Source organism: Alteromonas sp. BZK5 (genome assembly GCF_014349115.1).
Taxonomy (GTDB): Bacteria; Pseudomonadota; Gammaproteobacteria; order Enterobacterales; family Alteromonadaceae; genus Alteromonas; species Alteromonas macleodii.
This window is the reverse complement of the sequence record NZ_JACSOE010000002.1, coordinates 134138-149956: the sequence shown is the minus strand read 5'-3', so window position 1 is coordinate 149956 and position 15819 is coordinate 134138. Positions and strand designations below refer to the sequence as shown.

The 15819-nt window shown below is 45.6% G+C and carries 14 protein-coding genes; 3 read left to right on the top strand and 11 right to left on the bottom strand.

Features of this window, described 5'->3' with window-relative positions; all coding sequences use genetic code 11:
• Positions 1 to 194: 194 nt before the first annotated feature.
• From BIZ39_RS01550 to lpxD, 10 genes are all read right to left on the bottom strand, one after another.
• A complete protein-coding gene (locus BIZ39_RS01550; protein ID WP_187446180.1) occupies positions 195 to 695 on the bottom strand; it encodes a phosphatidylglycerophosphatase A in 501 nt (166 codons plus the stop codon).
• A gap of 41 nt (positions 696 to 736) precedes the next feature.
• On the bottom strand, positions 737 to 1702 hold the full coding sequence (gene thiL, locus BIZ39_RS01545) for a thiamine-phosphate kinase (RefSeq protein WP_014950086.1): 966 nt from the start codon (positions 1700 to 1702) through the stop codon (positions 737 to 739).
• A gap of 48 nt (positions 1703 to 1750) precedes the next feature.
• Positions 1751 to 2173 carry a transcription antitermination factor NusB gene (gene nusB / locus BIZ39_RS01540; protein WP_012518940.1) on the bottom strand — a complete coding sequence of 141 codons (423 nt, stop codon included), beginning with the start codon at positions 2171 to 2173 and terminating at the stop codon, positions 1751 to 1753.
• Between the two features lie 12 nt (positions 2174 to 2185).
• Positions 2186 to 2659 (bottom strand): 6,7-dimethyl-8-ribityllumazine synthase, encoded by a 474-nt coding sequence (gene ribE / locus BIZ39_RS01535; protein ID WP_014950088.1) that lies wholly within the window; start codon positions 2657 to 2659, stop codon positions 2186 to 2188.
• Between the two features lie 174 nt (positions 2660 to 2833).
• Positions 2834 to 3934 (bottom strand): bifunctional 3,4-dihydroxy-2-butanone-4-phosphate synthase/GTP cyclohydrolase II, encoded by a 1101-nt coding sequence (ribBA, locus tag BIZ39_RS01530; protein WP_014950089.1) that lies wholly within the window; start codon positions 3932 to 3934, stop codon positions 2834 to 2836.
• Positions 3935 to 3954: 20 nt separating this feature from the next.
• Entirely contained in the window at positions 3955 to 4617 is a 663-nt protein-coding gene (locus BIZ39_RS01525) for a riboflavin synthase (RefSeq protein ID WP_014950090.1), read from the bottom strand.
• Between the two features lie 20 nt (positions 4618 to 4637).
• Complete coding sequence (ribD, locus tag BIZ39_RS01520; RefSeq protein WP_187446179.1) at positions 4638 to 5777, bottom strand: bifunctional diaminohydroxyphosphoribosylaminopyrimidine deaminase/5-amino-6-(5-phosphoribosylamino)uracil reductase RibD; 1140 nt, start codon at positions 5775 to 5777, stop codon at positions 4638 to 4640.
• 50 nt (positions 5778 to 5827) lie between these two features.
• On the bottom strand, positions 5828 to 6277 hold the full coding sequence (gene nrdR / locus BIZ39_RS01515) for a transcriptional regulator NrdR (protein WP_012517538.1): 450 nt from the start codon (positions 6275 to 6277) through the stop codon (positions 5828 to 5830).
• Positions 6278 to 6375: 98 nt separating this feature from the next.
• Positions 6376 to 7632 carry a serine hydroxymethyltransferase gene (glyA, locus tag BIZ39_RS01510; RefSeq protein WP_014950092.1) on the bottom strand — a complete coding sequence of 419 codons (1257 nt, stop codon included), beginning with the start codon at positions 7630 to 7632 and terminating at the stop codon, positions 6376 to 6378.
• A gap of 154 nt (positions 7633 to 7786) precedes the next feature.
• Entirely contained in the window at positions 7787 to 8815 is a 1029-nt protein-coding gene (gene lpxD, locus BIZ39_RS01505; protein ID WP_168534484.1) for a UDP-3-O-(3-hydroxymyristoyl)glucosamine N-acyltransferase, read from the bottom strand.
• Between the two features lie 292 nt (positions 8816 to 9107).
• Between lpxD and ettA the strand changes: the two genes are divergently transcribed.
• Together ettA and BIZ39_RS01495 are read left to right on the top strand one after the other, a co-directional pair.
• Positions 9108 to 10775, top strand: coding sequence for an energy-dependent translational throttle protein EttA (ettA, locus tag BIZ39_RS01500; RefSeq protein WP_014950094.1), 1668 nt, complete (start codon positions 9108 to 9110; stop codon positions 10773 to 10775).
• Between the two features lie 282 nt (positions 10776 to 11057).
• Positions 11058 to 11465 (top strand): PilZ domain-containing protein, encoded by a 408-nt coding sequence (locus tag BIZ39_RS01495; RefSeq protein WP_187446178.1) that lies wholly within the window; start codon positions 11058 to 11060, stop codon positions 11463 to 11465.
• Between the two features lie 109 nt (positions 11466 to 11574).
• On the opposite strand, the gene radA is transcribed toward BIZ39_RS01495, so the two are convergent.
• Positions 11575 to 12942, bottom strand: a complete 1368-nt coding sequence (gene radA, locus BIZ39_RS01490) for a DNA repair protein RadA (RefSeq protein WP_014950096.1) — start codon at positions 12940 to 12942, stop codon at positions 11575 to 11577.
• A gap of 189 nt (positions 12943 to 13131) precedes the next feature.
• On the opposite strand from radA, the gene BIZ39_RS01485 reads away from it, so the two are divergent.
• Positions 13132 to 15657 (top strand): PilZ domain-containing protein, encoded by a 2526-nt coding sequence (locus BIZ39_RS01485; RefSeq protein ID WP_187446177.1) that lies wholly within the window; start codon positions 13132 to 13134, stop codon positions 15655 to 15657.
• The last annotated feature ends 162 nt before the right edge of the window (positions 15658 to 15819 follow it).

Below are 15819 nucleotides of genomic sequence, written 5' to 3'. Positions count from 1 at the left end.
ATTAAAAAATCCGATACCAGAGACTGATATCGGATTTTGAAGCCTTAAAAAGATCGGTCAACCGATCATGAAAATTTTCTTAACTGATCGGCATTACGCTATTTTGCGGGCTTTTTCGTAAATAGTTTGCTCACCGTCAACTGGCTTTCCTTTGAGGTAAGTCTAACAAAATGGCGGCGAATATTCGTAATGAATTAAAACAAAGCCAATGCGGCAGGCCAAAACGCTATTAATAAATGTAGACAACCGCATGCCATGGCGCCAGCGATAAGATCGTCAAGCATAATACCTGTACCGCCGTGTAAGCGCTTATCGATAATACCTATTGGCCAAGGCTTTAAGATATCGAAAAGCCTGAATAGAATAAAACCTACAAGCAAAGAGGACGCTGAAATAGGTACAAACAGAAAGGTCACAAACATGCCCGCTATTTCATCCCACACAATAGAGCCGTGATCGTGAACCTGCATATCGTCAGCAGTCTTGCCACACAGGTAAATGCCTACAACTGAGAATATCAGCGTAAGCGCGATAAAGGAAATTAGGGAAATCTGGCTACAGGCAATAAGTAGGGGCAACGCAGCAAGTGAGCCAAAGGTTCCCGGCATGAAAGGAATAAGTCCACTGCCAAAACCTAGTGCAAGAAAATGCACGGGATTTTTCATACTCACTCTAGCGCGAAACTCAGCCTGCATGCTTTTTCCTTTTTATCGCTTTTGTCGGACAAATAGGCCGCCTAAAAGGCGTGCTCGTAACCTGACACGTTAACAGGTGTGTACTTTTCGTTGTCTTTGAGCAATGAAAGTGTGCCGTTATGACCGGTTAATTGGCCAATACATGTGGCTTTCACGTTTGTGCTTGCCAACGAGGTTTCAAGACTTCCGCGCTGCTCTTCACTTACAGTGAAAATAAGCTCATAGTCATCGCCTGCAGACAGCGCGTATTCGATAGCTTGCTCAGGTGTAACCGCGCTTGTTAATGCTCGTGACAACGGTAAACGCTCTACATGAACATTTGCACCGCAATTAGACGCTTTTAGGATATGACCTAAATCTGAAATTAAACCATCAGAGATATCAATGCACGACGTTGCAATACGTCGGATAGCTGTGCCCACCGCTACGCGAGGAGTTGGGAAGTAATGACGATTTACCAAGACATCTTTCGCTTCACCACTTACACTCAGCTTATTTTGCAGGATGTCTAAACCTGCACCCGCGTCACCAAGCGTTCCTGTGACATAAAGCCAATCACCTGGCTTAGCGCCGCTACGCGTTAGCTCAGAACCCGGCGGTATAAAGCCTTGAGCTGTAATCGTGAACGCCATTGGGCCTTTAACCGTATCGCCACCGATAAGCTGTACAGAATAGTACTGAGTTAGCTCATAAAGGCCCGAAACAAAGTCATCTAGCCAAGCTTCGTCCACTTCCGGTAATGACAGAGATAAGCTAATCCACGCTGGCTCTGCGCCCATTGCGGCAAGGTCACTTAAGTTTACCGCCACTGTTTTATACGCAACAGACTTCGCCGGTGCGTCTTTCAAAAAGTGCACACCTGCAACCAGGGTATCTGTGGTAACGGCAAGCTGTTGGTTTTCAGGAACCGTTGTTACAGCACAGTCATCACCAATACCAATAACAACGTCTTTGCGTTTGTGGCCGCTGTTTGAAAAGTAGCGGCCGATAAGATCAAATTCTTTCACGGTAATTTTTAAACCCTTTTAGCGGCAGTCCATGCCGCCACGGTAAGGTTAGTCGCGCTCGTCTTTGCGCAATGTGCGCACTGCTTTGTCCAGTGCACCATTAATGAACTTGTGACTTTCTTCAGCACCAAATGCTTTAGCAAGCTCAATCGCCTCATTAATAATTACGCGGTAAGGGACGTCAATGCGCTCGGTCAGTTCCAGCGTCGCAATGCGCAAGATTGCTTTTTCAATAGCGTCTAACTCTTCAGGCAAACGGCCAAGGTAAGGCTTGATGGTCGCATCAAGTTTACTTGCGTTGTGTGCAACACCGCGAAGCAGAGCTTGGAAATACGCCATATCTACCTTTTGCATGTCGTTACTGGTGGCTAGCGCCAGTTCAACCTGCTGAATATCGTTGTGACTCATTTGCCATGAATACACGCCTTGCAGAGCGAGTTCACGGGCTTTACGACGAGCTGAAACTTTCACTTAATGTTTACCTTAAAGCTTTTCAACAGCATCGATAACGTTAACCATTTCCAGCGCACCAAGTGCAGCTTCTGCACCTTTGTTGCCCGCTTTGGTTCCTGAACGCTCGATAGCCTGTTCAATTGAATCTGTTGTAATTACGCCAAACGATACGGGTACACCGTATTCAAGAGAAACTTGCGCAAGACCTTTGTTGCATTCGCCTGCTACAAAATCAAAGTGTGGCGTACCACCACGAATAACCGCACCTAGTGCGATGATGGCGTCAAATGACTTTTTCTCAGCTAATTTCTTAGCTACTACAGGTAACTCGTAAGCACCAGGTACACGTACTAACGTGATATCGTCATCACTCACTTCACCGTGACGCTCTAGTGTATCTAGTGCACCTTCAAGTAAGCTTTCAACTACAAAGCTATTAAAGCGTGATACAACGATAGCAAATTTCTTACCGGTTGCTCTGATATTACCTTCAATTACCTGCATGGATTCATTCCTCGAGAAAAAACGGCGCGAAGTATACCACAACTGCGCCCAAACTAAATCGATTGTTTCTTTAACTTCAACTATTCGTAAACGGGTACGTTAGCTTGACTCAATGTGGGAAGGGAGTGCTCGTCGCAAACCCTCTCCACTTAAGCTCCGCCCTAATGCTAAGCACTAGTCGTGCACGTACTCCACTACTTCAAGGCCGTAACCTGAAAGTGCGTGATATTTAATTGGTTTACTAAGAAGACGCATTTTGTGTACGCCCATTGATGCTAGAATTTGACTGCCTACACCAATAGTGCGTGACGATCCCTGCCAGTCAGCGCCAGTCGGGCGCTCGCCTCGGTCTTCTGCGGCAAAGCGGCGTACCTGACTTTCAATATGCTCTTCTTTACCTAATAACACCAATACGCCACCGTCTTCTGAAATTTTGCGCATGCCATCTGCAAGCGTCATCGAGCGATGAATACCGCGGGTAGATCCAAGAAGATCACTAAACGTATTGTGAAGGTGTACACGTACAAGTGTCGGCTCATCTTCTTTAATTTCGCCTTTTTTAAGTGCGAAATGAAGTTGGTTGTCGATGCTGTCTTTAAACGTGTGAAGCTCGAAGTCGCCATACTCGGTTGGCATATTGCATTGAGCGACCTTTTGAATGGTGGTTTCGTTGAGATTGCGATATTCAATTAAATCAGCAATGGTGCCGATTTTAAGATTATGTTTTTCAGCAAACTTTTCTAGTTCTGGACGACGGGCCATCGTGCCGTCTTCATTGAGGATTTCTACAATAACCCCAGCAGGCTCTAACCCTGCCAAACGCGGTAAATCTACACCGGCTTCTGTGTGACCTGCGCGGTTTAACACGCCACCGTCTTTAGCAATTAGCGGAAAAATATGTCCCGGCTGTACAATGTCTGTCGCTTTCGCGTCTTTCGCTACAGCAGCTTTAATGGTTGTTGCGCGATCTGCCGCCGAAATGCCTGTGGTCACGCCGGTTGCCGCTTCAATAGACACAGTGAAGTTGGTAGAAAACTGTGCTTCGTTTTTATCCACCATAAGCGGAAGATTCAGGGTGCGACAGCGCTCTTGCGTCATTGGTAAACACACTAAACCGCGAGCGTGGGTTACCATAAAGTTAATGGCTTCAGGCGTCACATGCTCTGCCGCCATTATCAGATCGCCTTCATTTTCCCTGTCTTCGTCATCCATCAAGATAACCATTTTACCTTGGCGAATGTCTTCAATTATTTCTTGTGTAGTGTTAAATGCCATGTTGTGTGCTTCTTGTAGGGTTATTTTCTTAAAAATCCGTTCTCGGCAAGAAATGCCATGTCAATGCCTTTGCTTTTTGGTTCGGCGGCTTTGTCGCCCAACATCAGTCGCTCTAAATAGCGCGCAATAACATCAACCTCTAAGTTCACCGCTGTGCCCACCTTATAGCTCCCCATAATGGTTTCTTGCAATGTATGAGGAATGATCCAAAGCATAAATTCTGCGCCATTAACTTCGTTAACAGTTAAGCTGATACCATCAACGGTGATACTACCTTTATGCGCAATATATTTAGCCAAGGCTTCTGGCGCTTTTACCCAGAACTCTACGTAGTCTGAGTGCTTAATGATTTGTGTAACCTCGCCTACACCATCAACGTGACCGGAAACGATATGTCCGCCTAAACGGTCGCTTGGACGCATCGCTTTCTCAAGATTCACCGTAGAGCCTGCGCTGTAATGTGCAAAGCCTGTTAATTTGATGGTCTCTGCCGACACATCTGCACAATAATAATCGGGGCCCATATCAGTAACTGTTAAGCAAACACCATTGGTCGCAATACTGTCGCCGAGTGCGACATCAGACATATCAAGCGTAGGCGATGAAACGGTAAGTCGAATATCGTTGCCACGGTTATCAAGCTTCTTAATTGTACCTAGCGCTTGAATAATTCCAGTAAACATAAAGTTCCTCTTTAATCGCGTTAACCACGGGTGTTGCTAACATCAGGACGGAAGATAAGCTTAATATCGTTACCCACTTGACGATTTTCAATAAGCGAAAGCGAAATACATTCATTTAGCGACGTGAACGCGGGTAAATTAACCATACTGACTCCCTTATCACCTAAAAGCTTAGGCGCTTGGTAGCATATAAGTTCATCCACCAGCCCTTCTTGCAATAATGCACCGGCAAGGCCAGGGCCTGCTTCCACCCACACTTCATTATATTGCTTATCGCCTAGTGCTGACATAAGTGAATGTAAATTGAGTTTACCGTCTTTTTCATCTACCGAAAGATAGTGCTGTGTTGCCGTATCTGGGTGGGCTTGCGATGTAGCAGTTAAGGTTAGCTTGCCGTCATTAAACAATGCGTAGCCTCGACTAAGCGCGCTTTTGCCATCGATAACAACACGGGCAGGTTGACGAATGTGTTCCAGAGGATAATTAGTGAACTGTGCTTCTTGTTCTCTAACCAACAAACTAGGGTTATCGGCTTTCACCGTACCTGAGCCTGTGAGCACCACGCAACTTTGTGCACGATACTGTTGCACATCCCGCCTTGCTTCTGCACCAGTAATCCACTGACTTACCCCATTTTGAAGGGCTATTTTTCCATCTAGGCTAATGCCTAATTTCACGCGAACAAAGGGCCTACCGGTAAGCATGCGTTTAATAAACCCGGGGTTTAGCGCTGCGGCCTCAGCAGCCATCACTTCGCTTACCACTTCGATGCCTGCTTCCTGCAGAATGCTAATACCGTTACCGCATACGTTTGGATTCGGGTCGGTCATAGCAATAACAACACGCGCTACCTTTGCTTCTACCAAGGCAATAGCGCAAGGCGGTGTGCGACCAAAATGACTACAAGGTTCAAGTGTAACGTATGCCGTCGCGCCCTTTGCGCCCTGCGGACGTGCGTTAGATGCTTGTCTTAATGCATGCACTTCGGCATGGGGTGTACCAGCTTGAATGTGATATCCCTGACCGAGCAATTGATTGTTTTCGTCAACAATTACACAGCCTACGCGAGGGTTAGGAGAAGTGGTAAAACGCCCTTGTTGGGCAAGCTGAATGGCTTTTGCCATCCAAAAATAATCGTTTTTAACCGTATCGTGGTTCACTTGGATTCCTATTGTAGCCCTAAGTGTCTGATGTTTGAGAGGTCGCCGACTTAATCTCCTAATCGTGCAATCTCTTCTCCGAATTCACGAATATCTTCGAAAGAGCGATAAACGGAGGCGAACCGGACATAAGCAACTTTATCGAGTTCTTTGAGGGCTTTCATAATTAGGTTGCCGAGCAGTTCACTGCTCACTTCACGTTCACCGGTTGCGCGCAACTGTGACTTAAGTGAGAGGATACATTGTTCAACTTTTTCTGTGCTCACAGGGCGCTTTTCGAGTGCGCGTTGCAAGCCTGCACGAAGTTTATCTTCGTTAAACGGTTCACGAGAACCATCGCGTTTAATAACGCGAGGCATCACGAGTTCGGCACTTTCAAAGGTCGTGAAGCGCTCGTGACACACCATACATTCACGGCGTCTACGCACCTGTTGCCCTTCTGCAACCAAACGAGAATCAATGACTTTTGTTTCTTGTTCTGAACAAAACGGGCAAAACATGAATAATCCTTAAATATTGCGTACTTAGGTATCTAAATTGAACCTAGACTAGTTAGTCCAGCATTAGTACCAAAGTACGCAATAAAACACAAACCTATTTATTTATAAACAGGGAATTGTGCGCAAAGTGCAACCACTTCGTCTTGAACACGTTTGATAACAGACTCATCGCCCATGTTATCTAGAATGTCGCAAATCCATGTTGCAACTTGCTTAGCTTGTTCTTCTTTGAAACCACGGCGAGTAATCGCTGGGCTACCAATACGAAGACCGCTGGTTACAAACGGTGAACGCGGGTCATTTGGCACTGAGTTTTTGTTTACCGTAATATTTGCGGCACCAAGCGCTGCGTCAGCATCTTTACCGGTAATGTCCTTGTCGATAAGGTCAAGAAGGAACAAGTGGTTGTCAGTACCGCCAGAAACGATGTTATAACCGCGCTCTTGCATTACAGAAACCATAGCTTTCGCATTGGCAACAACCTGCTGCTGATACACTTTAAATTCTGGCTGTAGTGCTTCTTTGAATGCAACGGCTTTAGCTGCAATCACGTGACAAAGTGGACCACCTTGGTTACCCGGGAATACCGAGCTGTTAAGCTTTTTGTAAATTGCTTCATCGCCACATGAAGATAGGATAAGACCACTACGTGGACCCGCTAGCGTTTTATGAGTAGTCGTTGTTACCACGTGAGCATGAGGAAGCGGGTTTGGATAAACGCCTGCTGCTACAAGACCTGCTACGTGCGCCATATCTACGAGCAAGTAAGCGCCAACGCTATCAGCGATTTCACGGAATTTTGCCCAATCAACAATGCCAGAATACGCAGAGAAACCACCGATAATCATTTTCGGCTTGTGCTCTTTAGCAAGTGCCTCAACCTGAGCGTAATCGATTTCACCGGTTTCTTTGTTCAGACCATACTGAACAGCATTGTAGGTTTTACCAGAGAAGTTTACGTGTGAACCGTGAGTAAGGTGACCACCTTCAGAAAGGCTCATTCCCAATACCGTATCGCCTGCGTCAAGTAGTGCCATGAATACGGCAGAGTTAGCTTGTGAACCAGCGTGCGGTTGAACGTTCGCGTAGTCTGCACCAAATAGTGCTTTTGCACGATCGATCGCAAGTTGTTCAACAACGTCTACGTGCTCACAACCACCGTAGTAACGCTTGCCTGGGTAGCCTTCCGCGTACTTGTTAGTAAGCTGCGAACCCTGTGCTTCCATTACACGTGGGCTACAGTAGTTCTCAGAGGCAATTAGCTCTATGTGATGTTCTTGACGCTCAACCTCTTTAGACATTGCATCGGCTAATTCAGGATCGAAGTCGGCTATATTCATTTCGCGAGAAAACATGGGGGCTCCTTAACTGCGGTTTTTATATGGCGTTACGCACTGATTGCTCAAATTCGAGCCATATTCTAGTCATTTTCGGGGGCTTGTATACCGCTTTGTGACCAAATTAATATAAATGGCGCAGGTTTAACGAAATACCTGCGCCAGCGCGAGATCAGACCTGTTTTTCCAGGGCTTTAACACGGTCAAATAAACTACCAATTTTGGCAAGGCGAACCGTATTTTTGCGCCAGTCACGGTTGGTTTGTGCTGGCTGGCCAGAAGAATAAACACCCGGTTCAGTGATATCTTGTACAATCATGGTATAGCCAGTCACCTGAACATTATCGCAAATGCTAATGTGGCCATTAATGCCCACTCCACCACCGATAATAACGTGCTTGCCGATATGACAGCTACCAGCAATACCTGTAGCGCCGCAAATACAAGAGTGATCACCAATAATACAGTTGTGGCCAATTTGTACTTGGTTATCGATAATAACGTTAGTGCCTAAGATCGTATCTTCCATGGCGCCGCGGTCAATGCTGCTGCTTGCGCCAATCTGACTGTCGTCACCAATGCGAACCGACCCTGTTTGTGGGATAGGGATCCAAACGCCTTTATCGTTTGCGTAACCAAAGCCTGCCGCACCAATCACCGTTTGGCTATGAATTGTCACGCGCTTACCAATCACAACGTCATGATAGATAGTTACGTTCGGGTGAATGGTACAGCCTTCACCAATATGGGTACCTCTACGAATAACCGTATTCGCGCCAACCGTAACTCTATCGCCTAAAACCACGTTCTCTTCAATGATTACATTGTGGCCTAGCGATACATCACTGCCGATGCGGGCAGATGGCGCAATAACCGCTGTATCAGCAATACCTGTCGCTACCGCTGGGGTAGTATCAAACAACTGAGCGATGAGGGCGAACGCTGCATGAGGGTTTGCCACAACCAACGCTGGAACTGGGCTATCATCTTTTAAGTTTTTGTGCAGAATTACCGCACCAGCCTGAGTATCTTTTAACTGCGGCTTGTATTTAGGATTTGTTAGAAACGAAATTTGGTGCGATGCTGCACCGGATAACGTACCTACTGCAGAGATAGTAATGTTTCCATCGCCCTGCACTTCCCCACTTACATGTTTGGCAAGCTCTTCCAGACTGTATGTGCGTTTACTCATAGCGGTCATCATAATTACCTGTTCAGAGATATGAATAGTGTTGAGTCTATCGCTTTGGGTTATTTATTGCTGTTTGCTAGCTCACCCTAAAGCCCATGTTTACTCATGCTTATAAAAACAAGTTTACCTTAAATCAACTCGCCAACCGATGCATAAATCGATCTTTTTGGCATGAGTGATTAAAATATCGCCAAGCACAAATACACTAAGCGTAAGTAACTGGCACAAACTACCCTGTTACGAGTAGAATAGACCACAATCACTTTTTTATTTTTCACCGCTTATTCAGCGAGGATAGAGCATGGCGCAATACGTTTACAGTATGCATCGCGTGGGCAAAATCGTCCCACCTAATAGACACATTCTAAAAAATATCTCACTTAGCTTTTTCCCAGGCGCCAAAATTGGTGTGCTAGGTCTAAACGGTGCAGGTAAATCTACCTTACTTCGCATTATGGCCGGCGTAGATACCGACATCGAAGGTGAAGCGCGTCCTCAACCGGGCTTAAAAGTGGGCTACCTTCCACAAGAGCCTCAGCTTGATGAAACAAAAGATGTTCGCGGCAATATAGAAGAAGCCGTCGCCGACGTTAAACACGCATTAACTCGCCTAGATGAAGTGTATGCCGCTTATGCAGAAGCAGACGCTGATTTTGACGCCCTTGCAAAAGAGCAAGGTGAGCTAGAAGCCATTATTCAAGCCAAAGATGGCCACAACTTAGAAAATGCATTAGAGCGTGCTGCTGATGCCCTTCGCCTTCCAGCGTGGGATGCGGACGTTAGCAAACTATCTGGTGGTGAACGCCGCCGCGTGGCGCTGTGTCGCCTGCTTCTAGAGAAGCCTGAAATGTTGCTTCTAGACGAACCGACTAACCACTTAGACGCAGAATCAGTGGCATGGCTAGAGCGCTTCCTGCATGACTACGAAGGTACCGTTGTCGCTATTACCCACGATAGATACTTCCTTGATAACGTTGCGGGTTGGATATTAGAACTTGATCGTGGTGAAGGTATTCCATGGGAAGGTAACTACTCTTCATGGTTGGAACAGAAAGAAAACCGACTTGAACAGGAAGAGCGCACCGAAACGGCGCGGATGAAGAGCATGAAACAGGAACTTGAGTGGGTACGCTCAAACCCGAAAGGACGTCATGCTAAAAGTAAAGCTCGTATGGCCCGCTTTGAAGAACTATCTACCAGCGATTACCAAAAGCGTAATGAAACCAATGAGCTTTTCATTCCACCAGGTGAACGCTTAGGTGACAAGGTTATTGAAGTAAGCAACCTTAAAAAGTCGTATGGCGATCGCGTACTTATCGACGACTTAACGTTTAAAGTACCAAAGGGTGCCATTGTAGGTATCGTAGGCCCTAACGGCGCGGGTAAATCAACCTTGTTCAGAATGCTTACCGGTGCTGAGCAACCTGATTCAGGCACCATCGATTTAGGTGAAACCGTTCAAATTGCTGCGGTAGAACAGTTCCGCGACCACATGAACGAAAACAACACCGTGTGGAAAGAAATTTCTGACGAACAAGACATTATTCGCATTGGTAACTTTGAAATTAACAGCCGCGCCTACTGCAGCCGTTTTAACTTTAAAGGCACCGACCAGCAGAAGTTCATCAAAGACTTGTCAGGTGGTGAGCGTAACCGTGTTCACCTTGCGAAACTGCTTAAAGCAGGCGGTAACGTATTGCTACTGGATGAGCCAACCAACGACCTAGACGTAGAAACACTTCGCGCCTTGGAAAACGCGTTGTTGGAGTTCCCTGGCTGTGCCATGGTTATCTCGCACGACCGTTGGTTCCTAGACCGTGTAGCAACACACATTATGGATTACCGCGATGAAGGTAACATCAACTTCTTCGAAGGTAACTACTCAGACTACGAAAGCTGGTTGAAGCAAGAATTTGGACAAGATGTGGTTGAACCGCACCGCCTTAAATATAAGCGTATGTCTAAATAACACAAAATCAGAGATGTAAGATCTGTATCTCTGCTTTACGCCTTAAAGCCGCTATCGCTGATAGCGGCTTTTTTATTTGTTCGCTTTTCATTGCGAACCCTCGCAAATTAGCCAATACTAATACCAGTCCGCATAGGTCATTACCCACTCAGCGAGATTTGAAAGGGAGCAGCCATTACTGCATTCCCACGCTTTGCTAGGAAACTTGTCAGCGCCTTCTGAGTGGGCAATTATCCATGCGAACTGGTATAACAGCATTAATGATAACTGGGTATTTGAAAAATGACGGATAAGCGCCAATTCCAACGGGTATCTCTGAATGTAAATGGCACACTGGCACACAATGACGTTAGTATTGATGTGGTAGTCAGCGACGTATCGCTTCAAGGCATTAAACTTCAAGCTACCGAAACGGCGTTGTCACAATTACCCTTCGACAGTCACGACCCTTATACTGCTACCTTCCAAGCAAATGAAGACAGTCCTGTAATAACCCTCTCTATTTCGCAGTTGTATCGTCATGCCGACAGTAGAAAAGAACGGGTTTCATTAGGCTGTAAAGTTGAACGAATGGATGTAGACAGCATTAGCGCTCTTCGCCGTTTAATTACTTTAAACAGCGACGACGCCAGTATTGAAGAGAAAGACCTGAATGCGTTAGTTAATGCGGTTTATCAGGCGCCACATTAACCTCTAAAAAAACGCATTTCACTTCTTTAATGCAGGAAAGGCCCATTCAATAGGCCTTTTAATCTGACAGGCACCGTTAACACTTTACTTAAATGTTGAGTCTTTCGCATTACTCAAGCGCGTCTAACGCCTCAGATAAGCGCGCTACCGGCACCACTTTCATGCCATTAATGGCTTGCTTAGGCGCATTGGCTTTTGGCACGATCGCCCGCTTAAAGCCATGTTTCGCTGCTTCGATAATGCGTTCCGTTCCGTTAGGAACCGGGCGAATCTCGCCGGCTAGCCCGACTTCGCCGAATACAATTAAATCTCTGGGCAGCGAGCGATTTCTAAAGCTTGAAATCATGGCCAATAATAAGGCTAAGTCTGCACTGGTCTCTGATACTCTTACACCACCTACCACGTTGACAAAAACGTCTTGATCGTTCATTTGCACATTGCCATGGCGATGCAAAACCGCGAGCAGCATAGACAAACGGTTCTGATCCAACCCTACAGCGATTCGCCTTGGGTTCGACATCTGCGAGTAATCCACTAGTGCCTGTATTTCCACAAGTAGCGGGCGTGTGCCTTCCCAAATTACCATCACGCTCGACCCCGGCGTTTCGTTATCTCCTCGACTTAAGAATATGGCCGATGGGTTGCTTACCTCTTTAAGGCCTTTTTCTGTCATGGCAAACACGCCGAGCTCATTTACCGCACCAAAGCGGTTTTTATGACTTCGAAGCGTACGGTAGCGACCATCACTTTCTCCTTCCAGCATCATAGAGCTGTCGATACAGTGCTCAAGAACTTTCGGACCCGCCAAGTTACCGTCTTTTGTTACATGGCCAACAATGAACATAGCAATATGATTTTGCTTGGCAAAGCGCGTTAAATACGCCGCGCTTTCTCGTACTTGCGACACACTGCCTGGCGCAGACTGAACGTCTGACACGTGCATCACCTGAATAGAGTCGATAACCATAATTTTAGGCTTTTTCGTAAGGGCTAAATCGCAGATAGTTTCCACGTTTGTTTCGGCTAACATCATCAGCTTGTCGTCAGGTAGATTTAAGCGCTTTGCTCGCATGGCGACTTGCTGAAGCGACTCTTCCCCTGTGACATAAAGCGCGGTTTCACTTTTTGCCATCTGACACATTACTTGAAGCAGAAGCGTACTCTTTCCCGCTCCTGGCGAGCCACCAATTAACATAGCTGCCCCAGGGACTATTCCGCCCCCTAACACTCTATCTAGCTCTTTAAATGTTGACGAGAATCGCGGTAGTGATTCAAGATCTATTGCATTTAACGTCTCAATTTTGGCAGCGGTTTGTCCTGCATAGCCTGACGTGGTTTGGCGTGCGACACTTTTGGCACTTGCAACCACAAACTCACTTATCGTATTCCACGCTTTACACTCCGAACATTGACCTTGCCAGCGAGGGAACTCTGCACCGCAGTCAGAACACACATAAGCAGTTTTACGTTTTGCCATATTCCAGTTTTATCCATTGCTTAAAAAGAGTATTCTAACACTTAACAACAGTGAAATAAGCACAAACCTAAGGTCAGTTCTCCTCCAGTAAAACGGTACAAAAGTATAACGACTTTACGGGTTAATGAGTTTTGCTGATTTGCCGATAACAACTAAAATAATGATACTAAACAACAAAGTTGCGCATTCATGAGTCAAGATTTAAAGCAATATGCTGATATTATTGAACAGCTAAAACCCATGGTTAATGAGCCTGAGTTTAACCAGGTATTGCTTCAAACTGCATCTGATGTGCCGAAAGAAAAGCGCTTCCTCATCAAAATGGAAGTGAAACGCCTAGCCAAACCCTGTATGCGCACCATAGACTTGCGTGGTCATGTTAACGGAAAGTGCAATAAATATGTACACGAAGGACGTAGCCATTACATGGATGACGTCGCTGTTGACAAGTTTGAAGAGCAGTTGAGGGTATTTGGTCGATATACTTATGGCGTTTACGAGGCGGTACAAAACACCGAAAACAACTTTCGCTTAATGCGCGAAAAAGAACTCGCACAAGAACGCGCTGATAAAGAAAATCCTGAACTCAAAAAGCGCTCAGCAGTATTGGAGCAGTTTAAAGTTCCTACCGTAAACTTGCTTGATTACAGACAGCGCAACGCTGAACGCATGAACTTCGCTGTGGCGGTAGAATTATTCAATAGCGCCAATCAATCAATGCGCGGTTTGAGTGTTGATATATCTCTTGAAGGCTTGCAGGTAAAACTCTCTAAAGACGCGTTTTTCAAAAAAGGAGAAACGCTGTTTATATTCTTTAGGGGCTTAGAGAATGAATTTGCCATGGACAAAAAGAATGGCATTGCATATAAGCTCGTAAAGATAATAACTAAAAACGATGTTAACTATCTTGCCTTGCAACGGGATAAAGAAAAGCCAAGCCCCGCATTCGACAAATTCTTAGAAAGCTTTATACACGGCAATAAACGCCGATATAAAGTTAATATGAGCAATACGATTGAGGCGATTACCAGTAAAATTTGTGAGCAGTACTTTTCGCCGCGTAGCCCCACGCTGCCGGTGTATATAGACGTCATTAATAAAATGCTGGTTCCCCGGTTTGCTATGGTTAACGAAGTGAACCGCGAAACCGTGCAGTATTGGCAAGACGAAGACGATAACTGTCGATTGAACTTCTTACTCACCCAGGAAAGGCTTATGCGCCTATTGCAGAAGTCAGAAGAAGTAAGAGAGATTTTCGTATTTAGTTTTACTCATTTGCAGAACGACAAGGTCTATTTTTACTCAGCGTCTTACGAGGAACTCTTGCAAAAAGACGTACTAACCCGAGTATTTTTAGGGTTTGGATCTAAAAAAGCGAGTTGGCGTGTATTTAAAATAACCTTAACAGAGATTGACCCTGAACAGGCCCATATTCCGCTTTCCATTCCGGATTCTGTAGGTAATAAAGTTAAAAAACTGAACACTCCGCCATCAGCTCGACTGATGTCAAAGCTGAAAAACCTGCGATTCTTGGCACACGTAACCGATGTAACCTCAGTAACAGGGCAAGAGACCTACAACGAATTTAAGTTTAATCGAGAAAACCTCTCTCATCTGCGAAATTTTGGGCATCCGCGCAATCGCGCTCCTTCGAATGTTCAGGTTGTCAGGTTTAAATATGAAGAGCAACGCATTGAAAGCCGCTATCAGCTGAGAACCCAAATTGAAGCTCGCTTCAATAATGAAGAGCTGGTGCACAAAGGGGTCAGCGAAGATATTTCGGTGCATGGACTTGGACTTCGTATAGAGTTAAGCAAAGAATATAAAGGTAATTTAGAGGGCAAAGTAGAAGTCGCCTTCCCTCGTCTGCAAGAAATTGCCAGTTCCTTTGATGTCATGCATTTGCAATACGAAATCATTTATCACAACGTCGGCAAGAACATTCTTCATTTAAAAACTATGCCGGGCGACGAAGGTAAAAGTGCTAGAAACTTCTTTGAAGAACTGATTAAAAAGAACAAAGGCAGCCTTAAAGTAGAGAACGACGAAGAAGAAGTACCAGGCATGGGACAGGCGCTTCGTTGTATTAATGCGCGAAACGCTACCTCCCTATCCTTCTTGATGAGTAAGGAAGGTGTTCGCTATACACCACAGGCTTGTATTGTCGGAAAGCAGGACGAACGCATAACCACCCTAACCACGCAATACGCCAAACGTGGGCAAGTGAATTTAGAGTTTCTCTTTAGAGACCGAAAGCAAGATATACCTTTTGTACAAAGTGGCATTAAGGCCGTTAAGCTTGAAAATATGCCGTTGCGACAGGAATTATTTATCTCCTTCGATGCATCGCAAAAAGAGCCGCGAATGGCGATCATTCCCCGCTATTCCGATAAATTCGAAAATAACGAGCAGCGCCGAGCATTTATTAGAGAAGCTATGGTTCGCGGCCAATTCGTGGCTATTCATGTCATGCTAACCACAACCGGCAAGCCAGACATGACCATGCTGGAAACGGAAATCAATTACGTCACCATGTACGCCATGCACCGGGCCCGTGAGTTAGAGAAGAAAATGTGGAGTATTGCAGCGTGCTCTCACCTGGTCGATGTCACAGATGAAGTGCTTATAAGATACGGCTTTACAATGGAAGACATCACGGCCAATAAAACGTTAAAAAGTGCGGTTCAACCTAAAGCCATTGCGCGCAACGCATAGTGAAATCGCAAAGCCTATCAATTTAAATGAGCCCGAAGGTTAAAACCCATCACGGAAAGCTGTTAATCACAAGATTTTGGAAACTTGTGGCTGGTGAAAGGTAATCGATAAAGTGTGATGCGCTAGTTTTATTTTCCCAGAACTAGCGCTTGTATTACAGAC